14 protein-coding genes are annotated in these 13199 nt (G+C 69.4%); 8 read left to right on the top strand and 6 right to left on the bottom strand.

The window, feature by feature from the left end:
- Nucleotides 1-207: 207 nt before the first annotated feature.
- The gene (locus Pth03_RS36815; RefSeq protein WP_203949117.1) at nucleotides 208-552 is read left to right on the top strand and encodes a hypothetical protein; all 345 of its coding nucleotides are present in this window, start codon (nucleotides 208-210) and stop codon (nucleotides 550-552) included.
- A gap of 52 nt (nucleotides 553-604) precedes the next feature.
- Here Pth03_RS36815 and Pth03_RS36810 read toward each other — a convergent pair whose 3' ends face one another.
- The 3 genes from Pth03_RS36810 to Pth03_RS36800 all read right to left on the bottom strand — a co-directional run bounded on the left by Pth03_RS36810 (nucleotide 605) and on the right by Pth03_RS36800 (nucleotide 2786).
- The gene (locus tag Pth03_RS36810; protein WP_239119654.1) at nucleotides 605-1384 is read right to left on the bottom strand and encodes an isocitrate lyase/PEP mutase family protein; all 780 of its coding nucleotides are present in this window, start codon (nucleotides 1382-1384) and stop codon (nucleotides 605-607) included.
- A gap of 10 nt (nucleotides 1385-1394) precedes the next feature.
- Nucleotides 1395-2000 carry a TetR/AcrR family transcriptional regulator gene (locus tag Pth03_RS36805; protein WP_203949116.1) on the bottom strand — a complete coding sequence of 202 codons (606 nt, stop codon included), beginning with the start codon at nucleotides 1998-2000 and terminating at the stop codon, nucleotides 1395-1397.
- Nucleotides 2001-2102: 102 nt separating this feature from the next.
- The gene (locus Pth03_RS36800) at nucleotides 2103-2786 is read right to left on the bottom strand and encodes a hypothetical protein (RefSeq protein ID WP_203949115.1); all 684 of its coding nucleotides are present in this window, start codon (nucleotides 2784-2786) and stop codon (nucleotides 2103-2105) included.
- A 183-nt stretch (nucleotides 2787-2969) separates the two neighbouring features.
- Here Pth03_RS36800 and Pth03_RS36795 point away from each other — a divergent pair, with 183 nt between their 5' ends.
- On the top strand, nucleotides 2970-4328 hold the full coding sequence (locus Pth03_RS36795; protein WP_203949114.1) for a M20/M25/M40 family metallo-hydrolase: 1359 nt from the start codon (nucleotides 2970-2972) through the stop codon (nucleotides 4326-4328).
- A gap of 94 nt (nucleotides 4329-4422) precedes the next feature.
- Here Pth03_RS36795 and Pth03_RS36790 read toward each other — a convergent pair whose 3' ends face one another.
- Nucleotides 4423-5043, bottom strand: coding sequence for a TetR/AcrR family transcriptional regulator (locus Pth03_RS36790; RefSeq protein WP_203949113.1), 621 nt, complete (start codon nucleotides 5041-5043; stop codon nucleotides 4423-4425).
- A 66-nt stretch (nucleotides 5044-5109) separates the two neighbouring features.
- Between Pth03_RS36790 and Pth03_RS36785 the strand changes: the two genes are divergently transcribed.
- Both Pth03_RS36785 and Pth03_RS36780 read left to right on the top strand, forming a co-directional pair.
- Nucleotides 5110-6006 carry an NADP-dependent oxidoreductase gene (locus tag Pth03_RS36785; RefSeq protein ID WP_203949112.1) on the top strand — a complete coding sequence of 299 codons (897 nt, stop codon included), beginning with the start codon at nucleotides 5110-5112 and terminating at the stop codon, nucleotides 6004-6006.
- Between the two features lie 58 nt (nucleotides 6007-6064).
- Nucleotides 6065-6814: a class I SAM-dependent DNA methyltransferase gene (locus Pth03_RS36780; RefSeq protein ID WP_203949111.1), complete on the top strand. Its 750-nt coding sequence runs from the start codon at nucleotides 6065-6067 to the stop codon at nucleotides 6812-6814.
- A gap of 64 nt (nucleotides 6815-6878) precedes the next feature.
- Here the strand turns inward: Pth03_RS36780 and Pth03_RS36775 are convergent, their stop codons facing one another.
- Nucleotides 6879-8612: a WD40 repeat domain-containing protein gene (locus Pth03_RS36775; protein ID WP_203949110.1), complete on the bottom strand. Its 1734-nt coding sequence runs from the start codon at nucleotides 8610-8612 to the stop codon at nucleotides 6879-6881.
- A gap of 169 nt (nucleotides 8613-8781) precedes the next feature.
- Here Pth03_RS36775 and Pth03_RS36770 point away from each other — a divergent pair, with 169 nt between their 5' ends.
- The 3 genes from Pth03_RS36770 to Pth03_RS36760 all read left to right on the top strand — a co-directional run bounded on the left by Pth03_RS36770 (nucleotide 8782) and on the right by Pth03_RS36760 (nucleotide 11338).
- Nucleotides 8782-9864, top strand: coding sequence for a hypothetical protein (locus Pth03_RS36770; RefSeq protein ID WP_203949109.1), 1083 nt, complete (start codon nucleotides 8782-8784; stop codon nucleotides 9862-9864).
- Between the two features lie 77 nt (nucleotides 9865-9941).
- Nucleotides 9942-10280 (top strand): PadR family transcriptional regulator, encoded by a 339-nt coding sequence (locus Pth03_RS36765; RefSeq protein WP_239119653.1) that lies wholly within the window; start codon nucleotides 9942-9944, stop codon nucleotides 10278-10280.
- Entirely contained in the window at nucleotides 10277-11338 is a 1062-nt protein-coding gene (locus Pth03_RS36760) for a hypothetical protein (protein WP_203949108.1), read from the top strand. Before Pth03_RS36765 ends, Pth03_RS36760 begins: the two co-directional genes overlap by 4 nt.
- Nucleotides 11339-11496: 158 nt before the next feature.
- On the opposite strand, the gene Pth03_RS36755 is transcribed toward Pth03_RS36760, so the two are convergent.
- Complete coding sequence (locus Pth03_RS36755; RefSeq protein WP_308442414.1) at nucleotides 11497-12375, bottom strand: polyprenol monophosphomannose synthase; 879 nt, start codon at nucleotides 12373-12375, stop codon at nucleotides 11497-11499.
- A 261-nt stretch (nucleotides 12376-12636) separates the two neighbouring features.
- Between Pth03_RS36755 and Pth03_RS36750 the strand changes: the two genes are divergently transcribed.
- Complete coding sequence (locus Pth03_RS36750; protein ID WP_203949107.1) at nucleotides 12637-13164, top strand: GtrA family protein; 528 nt, start codon at nucleotides 12637-12639, stop codon at nucleotides 13162-13164.
- Nucleotides 13165-13199 lie beyond the last annotated feature (35 nt).

Genomic DNA, 13199 nt, shown 5'->3' with positions numbered 1-13199 from the left:
TCCGACGAGATCATCGTCCGCGCGGCCGAAGACGTGGACTGTCGTCGCGTGACTTCACGCGCACGCCGGCCCTGATCGAGACGCGGGCCCAGGCTTCCGTCGTGGGCTGAGCCGTACGACGCCACGCCTCCGGAAACGGACTTCCTTGGTATCGGCACCCGCGCAAGCGATCATGACTTCGTTGGCTCCAATCATCTCGGGGGATGAATGATCACCAAGTTCGTGCTGGTCGCGGCGGCCGCGTTCGGCCTGTCCACGGCGTCGCTCCAGGCGGCATCCGCCGACTCCGCGCTGCACACGCGGACCGCCTGCACGTCGTACGGGACGACGTCGTGCGCGGCCGTCCTCTGCCCGGCGGGCTACGTCTGCGTGCCCGCGCCGAAGCAGTGCTTCACCGTGCCGTGCCCGCAGTTCGACTGCGTGCCCGCGACGCGCTTCGCCACGCCGCCGTCGCGGATCTCGCTGCTCCTGAACGTCTCCGCCCACATCGGGAGCCCGGCGTGGAACCGCGCGACGTTCTACCGTCCGTACGGCAGGCCGGCGATCCCGTAACCACTCGCCGAAGGGCCGCCTCCGTCAGTCTGGGGGCGGCCCTTTCACTCGATCAGGACGCGTGGCGGAGCAGCCGCTCCTGCATCCGCGCGTACGGCGTCGCACCGGGCACGGCCCGCCCATCACGTACGGCACCGGCCGCCTCGGCGGCGGCGTCGATCGCGGCGCGATACGGCAGGGAGCCGGTGCTGACCCGGCGCACGCCGAGCTCGGCCAGCTCGCCGATCGAAAGCCCGGGGATCGCGAGCACGTTCAGCGGCGCAACGACGGCCCCGGCCAGCGCGCGGAGCACGGACGGCTCCGACGCCCCCGGGACGAACACGCCGTCGGCCCCCGCCTGGACATAGCGGGCCGCCCGTTCGAGTGTCGCCTCGACCGTGGCGTCCTGCCCGAGCCAGTACGTGTCGACGCGGGCGTTGACGAACAGGCCCGGGCAGCGGGCCTTGATCGCCGCCACCTTGGCGGCATGCGCGTCCGGTGAGATCAGCCTTTCCCCGGTGCTGTCCTCGATGTTGATCCCGGCCACGCCGAGCTCGGCGACGTACGCCGCGACCTGGTCGGGCTCGTCGGCGTAACCGTCCTCGACGTCCACGCTCACGTGGCAAGGAAGCCGCGACAACGCCCGGGCGAGCGAGAGGTTCGCCTCCCGGGTCGACCGCCCGCCGTCCGGGCGGCCCAGACTGGAGGCGACGCCGAAGCTGGTCGTGCCGATCGCCGCGAAGCCGGCGTCGAGGAAGGCGAGCGCGGAGCCCACGTCCCAGGCGTTGGGCAGCACGAGGGGCCGATCACCGTGGTGCAGCTCGCGGAAGTCCATCTGATTGCTTTTCGACACGGCTCCCACGTTAGGTGCGGGTCGTTTCGACGCCCGTCGAAGTGCGGGTCTCCTCGATGCCGTGACGCACGATCCGCAACATCCTCCGCGCATGGCAGGGATCGGCGCCGGCCAGGGCCGACGCGTTGACCAGGGCCATCAGGTCGTCCACCACGAGGTCGGGCCGGATCGAACCGTCCTCCTGCGCCCGGAGGAGCAGCCCCCCGGCCGCCGACCTCATCGAGTCGAGCCAGCGGTCGAACTGCTCGGTGCGGCGTTCCGTCCTGCTCTCCGTGGCCGCGAAGGCGAGGGCGCGCTTGGTGGCGACGTGGACGACGAAGTCGTCCATCCACTCGAAGAACGCCTCGACCGGCGAGGTGTCCTGGAGCAGCGCCTCCCCCCGCGCGCAGAGGGCGGCGACCTCCTCCGCGTACACGGCGACGAGCAGGTCGCGACGGGTGGGGAAATGCCGATAGAGCGTGGCGTTGCCGACGCCGGCACGCCGGGCGATCTCGTCCAGCGCGACCTCGGGGCCGCGCTCGTCGAAGAGCTCCTTGGCCGCCGACACCAGCAGCCCGGCGTTGCGCGCGAAGTCGGCTCTGCGCCCGGGGGTAGTGGCCGCACTGCGAGCCATCATCTGCTCCCGACTCCTGGATATGCGCCTAAACGGAGAGATCCCCGTATCGTACTCCCGGCACGTCATCGCACGTCGGAGCTTTCCCGACAAGGAACTCCACGTTCAGCCGTGTGAGCCTTCCTCGAATCCGTCGTCCATCACCGCGCTCTCGGCGTCGGTCAGATAGACATGCTGGTGGCCGTTGCCGGAGTCCACGTTGAGCTGGTCGAGTTGCGTGGCCGCGACCGACCATGTGGCGACCGCGAGCGATCTCTGCCGGGCCGCGAGCTCGATGACCGCCGGCCTGCGGTCCGCCGGCAACTCGGCCGCCACCGAGTAGGTGTCCAGCGAGGTGGACAGAAGGTTGACCGCGGCGCCCAGCGCGTTCCGGGCGACGTTGGTCCCCGTGGAGCCCGAGACCGTCTCGGAATAACGCTGCCGCTCCTGCTCCATCACCTTTTTCCATTCGGAGAGCTGAGCGGCGGTGGCCTGCGAGGCTGCGGATCCGTCATCGGGAGCGACCAGCGTCAGACCGTCGACGACGGGTCTCACCACCTGCTTGGTCTCGCGCGCCATGGTGGTCAGCTCGGTGATCCGCGCGGCATCGCGGTGCGCCTCGGCGCGCTGCATCTCCGCCACCGCCTGATCCGAATCATTCGTCCCCAGATGGGCGATTCCCAGGCCCACCGGGACGCCGACGGCGAAGGCCAGAACGATGCCGAGGACGACGGGCCACGTACGTCTGCCCTTCTCGGTGACGGCAGGGCGGGCGGGCGTGTATGCGGACTTGGCCGTCTTCGGCGACATCTGCTTCCTTCCAACGTCGATCATCAAAAGGAAAGCCCAAATCGCCCGGCGCGTCCAGAGGATCACCCTATGGACAAAGTTTCCGTGTCCGGATACACCCGCTGTGTGGATAACAAAGATTCTCAACACCCAAGTAAAGCCAGCCGTCGCGTTTTCCTCTCCCTCTCCGCGGCCGCGGCCGCGGTGACCGCAGGGGTCACCCTCGACGGCTCGGCGGCGGCAGCGGACTCGGTCCGGTCGTCCGGTCCCGGCAGACCCGCGACCAAGCAGCATCCCGACGCGGAGTTACGTGCCTTGCTGCGTGACATCGACCACCGGCGCATCGAGGCCACCGTCCGCAAGCTCGTGAGCTTCGGCACCAGGCACACCCTGTCCGTCCAGGACGATCCGAACCGCGGCATCGGCGCCGCCCGCGACTGGATCTTCGCAGAGATGTCCCGGTACGCCGAGGCGTCCGGCGGACGCATGACCGTCGAACTGCAGTCCTACATCCAGCAGCCCTCCACCCGGATCCCCACCCCGACCCGCATCACCAACGTCGTCGCCACTTTGCGCGGCTCCGTCACCCCCGAGCGCATATACGTGGTGTCGGGCCACTACGACTCACGGGTGACCGACGTCATGAACGCCACCGCGGACGCGCCGGGCGCCAACGACGACGCCTCGGGTGTGGCCGTCGCCATGGAACTCGCCCGCGTCATGGCCGGCCGCCGGCCGAAGGCCACCATCGTCTTCGCCGCCGTCGCGGGCGAGGAGCAGAACCTGTACGGCGCGCGCTACATGGCGACGCAGTACAAGGCGGCCTCCGCGGACGTGCAGGCGATGTTCACCAACGACATCGTCGGCAGCAGCACCGCCGACGACGGCGTCCGGGACCCCCGCACCGTCCGGCTCTTCGCCGAAGGCGTGCCCACCGCCGAGACCCCCGCGGAGGCGAACGTCCGCCGCTCGGTCGGCGGCGAGAACGACTCGCCGGCCCGGCAGCTCGCCCGCTTTGTCACGAACGTCGCCGACAACGACGCCACCGACATGAACGTACGGATCATCTACCGCCGCGACCGTTATCTGCGCGGCGGGGACCACATCGGCTTCCTCGAGCAGGGCTATCCCGCCGCCCGCTTCACCGAACCCAACGAGAACTTCGACCACCAGCACCAGGACATCCGCGTCGAGGGCGGCAAGCAGTTCGGCGACCTCCCCGAATTCTGCGACTTCCCGTACATCGCCCGGGTCGCCCGCGTGAACGCCGCAACCCTCTGGTCGCTGGCCCAGGGCCCCGGGACGCCCAAGAACGTCAGGGTCCGCACCGACCAGCTCACCAACAACACCGACCTCGTCTGGGCCCGCGGCGCCGAACCCGACCTCGCCGGCTACGAAGTCGTCTGGCGCGAGACCACCAGCCCCGACTGGACCCACGTCATCCCGGTCGGCGACGTCACAGCAGTGAGCATCGACCTGTCCAAGGACAACGTCTTCTTCGGCGTGCGGGCCGTCGACAAGGCCGGGCACCGCAGCCCCGTCAGCTTCCCCTTGCCCGCCTGACCTGACGAAACGGCATCTTCTGGTCGGCTGGGATGTGATCCGGCCGGCCAGAAAGTTCAGGAACTCCCGTGGAGGCTGCCGTGACGCCGGCCGGTTACCCGTGTCTGAGGCCGATCCCGGCGAAAACGATGTCGGCCAGTCGGCGTGACACCGCCTGCCGGTCTTCCCTGCGTGTCGCGGTCACGCCGCTGTTCGCCGCGAGGATGAGCAGCACATCGGAAACGGTGAGATCCGATCGCACCACGCCCTCTTCGCGAGCACGTCCGACGAGTGAGGCGAGATCACGCCGGAACCGCTCGCGGCGCCGGCCACTGTCCGGTGACGACGCCATCGCCCGCCGGAACACGGCGACGAAGTGCGGATCAGCGGCCTGCACGGCGAACGCGTCCTCGAAGTAGGTCCGGACACCGCGCGCCGGGTCGGGGTCGTCCACCGCTCGCCGGACCGCGGCGTCGCAGGCGAGGGTCTGATCGGTGTACACCGCCGTGATGAGGTCGTCCAGGGTCGGGAAGTGCCGGTAGAGGGTCGCCACGGACAGGTCCGCTTCCCGCGCGAGCTCGCGGGCGGACACGCCCGCCCCTTGTCCCAGCAGTCGGCGGGCCGCGCCGAGCAGGCGCTCACGGTTCCGCGCCGCGTCGCGGCGCGGGCGGCGGCCGACGGGAGCCGTGTTCCGAGACGCTTCCTCGTCCGCCTCTCTCACTTCCTTCAGGTTCATGGCCGCTCCGCGTTCTCGGTTCCTACGATGCCTGTCGTCTCTGCCCGGCATCACGAAACGCACGTCATGAAGGCTCTGCTGTTCGCCCAGTACGGTGACCCGAACGTCCTGACCGTCGGCGATGTTCCGGAACCACACGCCGGCCCCGGCGAGATTCGCATCGCCGTACGCGCGGCGGGGGTCTCACCCGGTGACGACGCCATTCGCTCCGGAGCGTGGCGTGACCGGGTACCGCTGGCTTTGCCGTACGTGGTCGGCCTGGACGCGGCGGGGGTGGTCGACGAGGTCGGCGACGGGGTCCACGGCGTGCGCGTCGGCGACGAGGTGTTCGGTCTCCGTTTCCGCGGCAACACCACTGCTGAGTACGCGGTGCTCGACGCCTGGGCGCACAAGCCGGGCAACATGAGGTGGCCGCAGGCCGGGGGTGCGGCCACCGGAATCGAGACCGCCGTGCGCGCGCTCGACGTGCTGGGCGTGCACAGCGGCACCACGCTGCTCCTCGACGGGGCCGGCGGCGGGGTGGGTGCGGTCGCCCGTGGCGCCCGCGTCATCGGCACCGCAAGCACACCCAACCACCCGTTCCTTGAGGAACTCGGCGCGATCCCGATCGAGTACGGCCCCGGGCTGCCCGAGCGGATTCAGCGGGTCACAGGACACCCCGTCGACTCGGCCGTCGACATCGCGGGCCGCGGGTCTGTCGAGGAACTGGTCCGCATCACGGGCGATGCGAACGCCGTCCTCACCCTCGTGAACCCGGCGGCGGAGAACCAGGGGGTTCGTCTCCTGCGATTCGACCCGGCCGCGGACAACTCCGCCGCGCTCGAATACGGCGCCGAACTCGTGGCCGCGGGACGCCTCGCCGTACACGTCGCCCATGCGTACCCGATGGACGAAGGGCCCGCCGCCCACACGCGGGTGGCCTCACGACACACCCGCGGCAAGATCGTCATCACGGTGCCGTGAGGTCGGCGGGGTCGAAAACCATTGGACGCCATGGATGCCCATGACGAACGGTGGAGGCATGAAGCAGGAGGAAATCTGGGACGCCGATACCGCTCAGCGCTATGACACTCCGGGCATCGGCATGTTCGCGCCCGAGGTCCTGGAACCGACCGTGGACCGCCTCGCCGAACTCGCAGGCGACGGACAGGCACTCGAGTTCGCCATCGGAACGGGCCGCGTGGCCGTCCCGCTCGCCGAACGAGGGGTGCCCGTCACCGGCATAGAGCTGTCATCCCCGATGCTCGACCGTCTGCGCACGAAGGTCGACGAAGCGACGATCCCGGTGATCGTCGGTGACATGTCGACCGCCGTCGCCCCGGGGAGATACACGCTCGTCTACCTCGTCTACAACACGATCTCGAACCTGCTCACCCAAGCCGAGCAGGTCGAGTGCTTCCGCAACGCCGCCCGCCACCTCACACCCGGCGGCCGGTTCGTGATCGAGCTCTGGGTACCCGAGCTGCGCAAGCTCCCGCCGGGCCAGCAGGCCATGGTGTGGCATTCCGAGCCCGGCTACATCGGCTTGGACACCTACGACGTTCTGCACCAGCACGTCGTCTCCCACCACTTCACGTTCGACGAGAGCAGGCAGGCTCGCCTGTCCCGCAGCCCCCACCGCTACATCTGGCCGTCCGAGCTCGACCTCATGGCCCAGCTGGCCGGCTTCGAGCTGGAGAGCCGGCATGCGGACTGGATCGGATCCGAGTTCACCGCCGAGTCGCGTTCCCACGTGTCCGTCTACCGCCTCCCGCCGGGATCAACTCGGTAGCGGTGGCCTCACGAGAAACCCGCCCATCCCCCTCGGGCAAAGGGATGGGCGGGCGACCGATCCGCTACCTCTGCGCCAACGCCGTGATCATCAGTGCCCACGCCCGGGTCGGTCCGTCGGATGCGGTGTCCAGGATGCGCTCCACGGCCGCCAGGTCGACGTCGGCGACCGGCGTCCGGCTCGCCGAGATCAGCGCCATCGGCCACAGCCGCACCGTCCCGTCGCTGCCCGCGCTGGCGAGCTGGTGGGGCGTCATCGCCAGGCGCCTCACGGCGCGCCGGTGACCGTTCAGGACTCCCGCCGCCCTCCCTGAGGGCAGATGCCACAGCCGCACGCTCCCACGGTCTTCGCCACCCGCCAGCAACCTGCCGTCCGGCGTCACCGCCAGGGACCACAGAGTGTTGTGAGCAAGCGCGACGCCCGACAGTTCGCCGGAGGGCAACGTCCACAGCCGCACCGCCGCACCCGAATCAGCGCTGGCCAGCAACTTGCCGTCCGGTGTCACCGCCAGGGCGGTGACCATGCCGTAATGAGAGCTGAGGACGCCGGCCGGCTCGCCCGAGGGCAACTTCCACAGCCGCACCGTGCGATGGTCGTCGCCGCTGGCCAGCAACCTGCCGTCCGGCGTCATCGCCAGGCACCACACTCCGCCCACGTGACCGGTCAGCACGCCCGCCGGCTCGCCGGAAGGCAGGCGCCACAACCGCACCGTCCCGTCAGTGGCGCCGGCGACGAGCAGCCGCCCGTCCGGACTCACCGCCAGGCAGCCGACGCGGAACTCTGGGCTGGTCACGGTGTCGCCGGACTCGCCGGCGGGCAGATGCCACAGCCGTGCGGCCCCACGATGTTCGCCACTGGCCAGCAGCCTGCCGTCCGGCGTGATCGCCAGACACCACAGGTAGCGGCCCACGGCCAACTCGCCGGCCGGTGTGCCGGTCGGCAGGTGCCACAACCGCACTGTTCCGTCGTAATCGCCGCTCACCAGCAGCGGGCCGTCCGGTTCGACCGCCAGGGCGGTCGCCCAGGCGCGGTGTGCGGTGAGGACCACCGGGTCGGTCACGATGAGGTTGCTCACAGGATCCGCGGAACACTCCTGCGCGAGGGCGGCCAGTTCGTCCAGGCGGCGGTGTTCGGCATCGTTCTCCGGCCGCCATCCGCCGGCGGACAACGCATGCACCATGCGCACGCCCCATACGGGCGGAGCTTGCGACACCAGCCGCCACAGCTCGTCCCATCGGCCGGCTGCGGCCAAGATGTCGATCACGGCCGCCCATTCCGGATCGCTCACCGTGCGCACGCGACCGGCCGTCCCGTCCATGGCCAGCATGTCGACCCATTCCACCCGCGCCGACTCCCTGGCACGGTCGGCCAATCGAGCCCGCAACGGGCCGTCGGCCTCTGCATGCACCGCGCGCAGCAGCGATCCGCCGGCGTCCAGTTCCGCGTAGCGGTCGAACTCCCCGGCCAGAAACAGCACCAAGGCCCGCCGGGCCGGTTCGGAATGCTCGTATCCGGCCGAGGCCACCAACGCGGCCAGCCGCTGGTCGCCGGTGTCGATCAGGACCTCGCAGACCGCGTCCACGGCGTCCTGCTCCGCGAGACCGGTCAGCGCCTGCTGGGCGATCGCCACGACTCCCTGGTCGCGGCCCGCGGCCAATGCCTGCGCCATGCCCCGAATCGCGGCGGTCGTACGGAGGGTCGCCAGCCTGCCAGCCGCGCGCCGCCGCCGCCGGGCGGTGAACACCGTGCCGTACGCCGTGGCGTCGCCGACCAGCTTCTCGATCTCGTTGTCGTGCACGCGCGACCACTCGCCCCTCGCGATGCCGGTGATGATCCGTACACACCACAGCCTGCAGCGGTCGGGAGAGATCCGCGTGGGCCTTGACGGAGTTACGCGGCGTGGAATCCTGACGATGAGCCAGAGCGCCTGCCGGTACCTCGCGGCGCTACGCCAGAAAGGGGCGGTTGTGTCCGAGGATCAGGCGATACGCCAGGCGCTGGACCGGCTTGAACCGGTGCGCCGACGGCTGTGGCTCACCTCTTCGGGGTTGGTCCTGGCCGGCTGGGTCTTCTTCTTCCTCTACGGTGGCGCGCCCCACATCCCGATCGACGAGCGGTTCGGCCTGCCGGCGGTGGCGCTGCTGGTGCTCCCGCTCGTCAGCCTGGCGCTGGCGGCGTACATGAGCCGAGCCCGCATGGAGCGACTCCCGTCATGGTTGCGTACGCCGCTCCTGATGATCCCAGGACCTCTGGGTGCCGCAGCGTTCGTCCTGCCGTACGGTGGGACGCCCGTCGAGTTCGCCCCACAGATCGGGATCGGTCTGCTGCACCTGGTCCGCTACTCGATCGACGCGTGGCGAGCCGACAAGGCGTTCACCGGTCTCGCGGCCGGGTTCCAAGCCGCCATCCGAGGGGAGATCGCGAAAGAGGGCCCCGCCCGGCTCTTCCCGCACATCCCCGAGGTGCGTTTCGACGCCGACGTCCCCGACGACCACGTTCGTCAGCGATGGCTCGCCGACCATGGGCTCGTCACCCGCCTCATCCGGCGGACGCTCCTGCCCGTCACTGCGGCCGCCGGGGTGCTCGCGCTGGCGCAATTCGCCATGGCTCTGCCTGGTTCAGCGTCACCCGCGTGGTCCCTCCTGGTGGCCGGCGTCGTCCTCATAGCGACGGCGCTCCTGTTGAGATCCGTCGTGAACGCCCGGACACGCGTCCACCAGGACGTCACCACCACGGTGGGCTACCCGATCCCGAAGCCGGACGCCGAACGTGCGCTGCGAAGCACGATGGCGATCAGAACGCTGGTGAACTTGGACCAGCGCGCCGCCGACTTCCCGCTGATTCGCGAACGGCTCAGCCCTTACCGCGGTCGCATCTCGACTGCTCTGCGCGACCACCACGACACCCTCGAGTACCTCAGGTTCGCCTGGCTGTCGTACAACCTGCCCCGCTGGCGAGCCCTGGTGAACGACCTGGTCAAGGCAGGCGAGCACGCCGAGAAGACCGCCGAAATGATCCGGAACGAAAACGCCTTCAGATCAATCGACTGACCAGGGCGAAGATCCGAGAGCGGCAACCGCCTCTACAACGCACTCGAATATCATGCCTTCCGATATATCATGGGTACATGACATCGCGTGCGATGACGGAACCCGCGTTCCTCGTCCTCACCGCATTGGTCGACGAGCCGCGGCACGGCTACGGCATCGCGCAGGAGGTCGAACGGCTGTCCGACGGCCGGCTCCAGCTCAAGATCGGCACCTTGTACGGCGTGCTCGACCGGCTCGCCGCCGACGCGTTGGTCGAACCCGACCGCGAGGAGGTGTGGCAGGGACGGCTGCGCCGCTACTACCGGCTGACCGATGAGGGGGCGAAGGCCCTGGAGGAGGAGGCCGTACGGCTGGCCGACAACGCGCGCCGCGCCGTCGAACGGCTACGGCTCAGGCAGGCGGGAGGCCTGGCATGAGCGTGCTCGAGCGGCGATATCGCTGGGTGCTTCGGCTGCTACCCGCGTCCTACCGGGCCGAGCGCGAGGAGGAGATGGTCTCGGCCTTCCTTGAGGGCGCCCGGAGCGGAAGGGCCGGCCTCGACGACCAGCGCCCGCGCTGGATGGAGATCGCCAGCGTGGCGGCGCTCGCGGTGCGGCTGCGCCTGGGCGGCCCGGAGGCGCCGCCGAGATCGTTTCTCTGGGGCGAGGCGGTCCGCCGGGCCGCCGTGCTCGGCCTCGTCTTCTGGACGATGATCGGCTTCCTGTCCGCCGTTCAGGCGCTGATCGCGTACGGCATCCTCGCCGATGCCCTGCCCGCCGACGTGATCATGGGGATCGGCGACGCCGGGTCGCCTGATCGCCTACGGCACGTGCTGGCGGATGTCGTGCCCCTGCTGTGGGCGGGGAGCCTCGGCGCGCTCGTCCTCGGACGCTCCCGCACGGCCAAGGCGGCGGCCGTGGCTGCACTGGTCCTGCCGTACATGCTGGTTCCCCCCGTGTTCCCCGGCGGGTGGGAGATGGTCGCCCGCTGGGCGTGCATGGTGCTGCCGGCCGCGGTGACGGTGCTGGCGCTGGTGATCGGATTCCACCGCGACGCACCGCCGCCGCCCCTGCCTCGGGGGCAAGCCCTGCGCATGGTCGCGCTTGCGGCCGTTCCCGGCATCCTGCTCGCCTTGGTCGTCGCCGACCTCAGCTCGCTGTCCAGAGCCGAGACCGTCCCGGTGACCCTTCTAGTACAGGCATCGCTGTGGATCGACGTCCCCGGCCTCGCGTGCGTTTCGCTGCTCGCCGTGACCGTGTGGTGTCTGGCCCGGCGCAGAACGTCGGGACCGGTGGCGTTGGCCGCGGCGATTCTCACCATGCCCGCGGTGCTCTCCCGAGCGGCCACACTGCACCCGGGTGCAGCCGACTCCATCACCGAGACGATCAACCTCGTCGGAGGCCTGCAAGCCGCCCTGCTCCTGGCAGGCGGGATCACGCTCGCCGTCTTGAGCACACAGGCGCTGCGAACAGCGGCGAACGCGCCTTTGACGTGAAATCAGATAAACGCGAAGCCCCGCCCTGGGCTACTGTCCGAGGGCGGGGCTGTTCAGCTGCGTTGGAGACCGCCGCTCACTTCCTGACGGTGAAGTACTGCCAAGACGAAACCGGACTCGATTTCCGATATGGCTTCGTCCCGCCCCGCGCCCCTACTTCACTTGGGTCGCCGGGCCCCACGAAGGGACGTCAGGCCCCAAACGGTGACGCGCCAGAGCGCCTCGACGACGATCGCCCGGCTCATCTTGCTGACCCCGTGCTCGCGTTCGACGAACGTGATCGGCACCTCGACCACGCGGAACCCACGGGAGGCTGCGCGACGTGCCAGGTCGATCTGGAAGCAGTAGCCCTGTGACTGCACGTTCTCCAGTCCCAGGCCGGTCAGCGTTCGGGCCCGGAAGGCCCGGTAGCCGCCCGTCACATCGCGGATAGGCAACCCGAGCATGAAACGCGAGTACGCGCTGCCGCCGCGGGAGAGCCATTCCCGGGACTTCGGCCAGTTGACCACGCGGCCACCCGCCACCCACCGCGACCCCAGCACGAGGTCGGACCACTCCAACGCGGCCAGGAGCCGCGGCAACTCCTCCGGACGGTGTGAGCCGTCGGCGTCCATCTCCACCAGGACGTCATAGCCCTGCTCGAGACCCCACTGGAAACCCGCCAGGTAAGCCGCACCCAATCCCTGCTTACCCGGGCGGTGCATGACATGGATGCGCCCATCCGCATCGGACATCTCATCGGCGATCTTTCCGGTGCCGTCCGGGCTGTTGTCATCGGCTATCAGCAGATGCGCCTCCGGAACGGAGGCAAGCAGCCGGTGGGCCACGGCGGTGATGTTGTCCGCTTCGTTGTACGTAGGAACGATCACCAGAACGCGACCCACGCCGCTGTCGCTTCTCATATGGGTTCGGCCTTCCGTTTTCTGGCGTTTCGCGCCCTGAGTATTACTACAACGATCGAGGAACGCGAAGCCCGCGCCTGGCTGCTGCCGGCGGCCGTCGCGGTCGGCCGGGTCGGCGGACCCGCCGCGGGGCACCTGAGGGGCTGTACCCCGAAGGCCCGGCCGGCCGTCGGCTGGGTGCTCACCGCAGTCGGCCCTTCCTGACCGGCACCGGGTTCAACATCTGGCGAGCCCTGACCTAACATGTCCGCCCAGATGGAGTTCGCGCTGGTGCGGTTGCAAATGCGGAACCGACGAACGTGACCCCGGCGCGCAGGACGGTCCGATCGACGCTGTCGACCCGAGCCGATCAGTCTTACTTAGAGACAGTGTGAGAGATAGGGCGGTACAAACGCCGTGAGCGAACGACACGCGTTCCCATCGAGGCTGGGATACATCTACCGCGAAATCGCGAAGTTCGGCGTTGTCGGCTTGGCGGGCGTCGTGGTGAATGTGCTGGCCTTCAACGTGATCCGGCATGGTTTGGGCCTGCAGACCGTTCGGGCCAGTGTCATCGCCACGCTGGTCGCCATTGGCTTCAACTACATCGGCCTCCGGTACTTCACCTACCGGGACAGGGGCGCGGGCGGCCACACCAGAGAACTGCCGCTGTTCCTCCTCTTCAGCCTGGTGGGCCTGGTCATCGAGAACTCCGTGCTCTATGCGGCCACGTACGGCTTCGGCTGGGACAGCCAGCTGCAGAGCAACTTCTTCAAGTTCGTCGGCATCGGCGTCGCCACTGTCTTCCGCTTCTGGTCGTACCGAACCTGGGTGTTCAAAGCGCTCCCCGCCGGCTCGGCGGCCGCGGAAGCCGAGTCGGTACTCGCTGAGGCCGACCGGCAGCCGGCTGCGCAGGAGGCGCGAACCAGCACGCTCCGGACCTGAGCCCAGGCCTCGGATGTCGTTGGGCAGGTAGCCCG

Source organism: Planotetraspora thailandica (genome assembly GCF_016863335.1).
In the GTDB taxonomy this organism is placed as follows: Bacteria; Actinomycetota; Actinomycetes; order Streptosporangiales; family Streptosporangiaceae; genus Planotetraspora; species Planotetraspora thailandica.
Note: the sequence above shows the minus strand (reverse complement) of the source record. Positions and strands in the feature narration are given on the sequence as shown.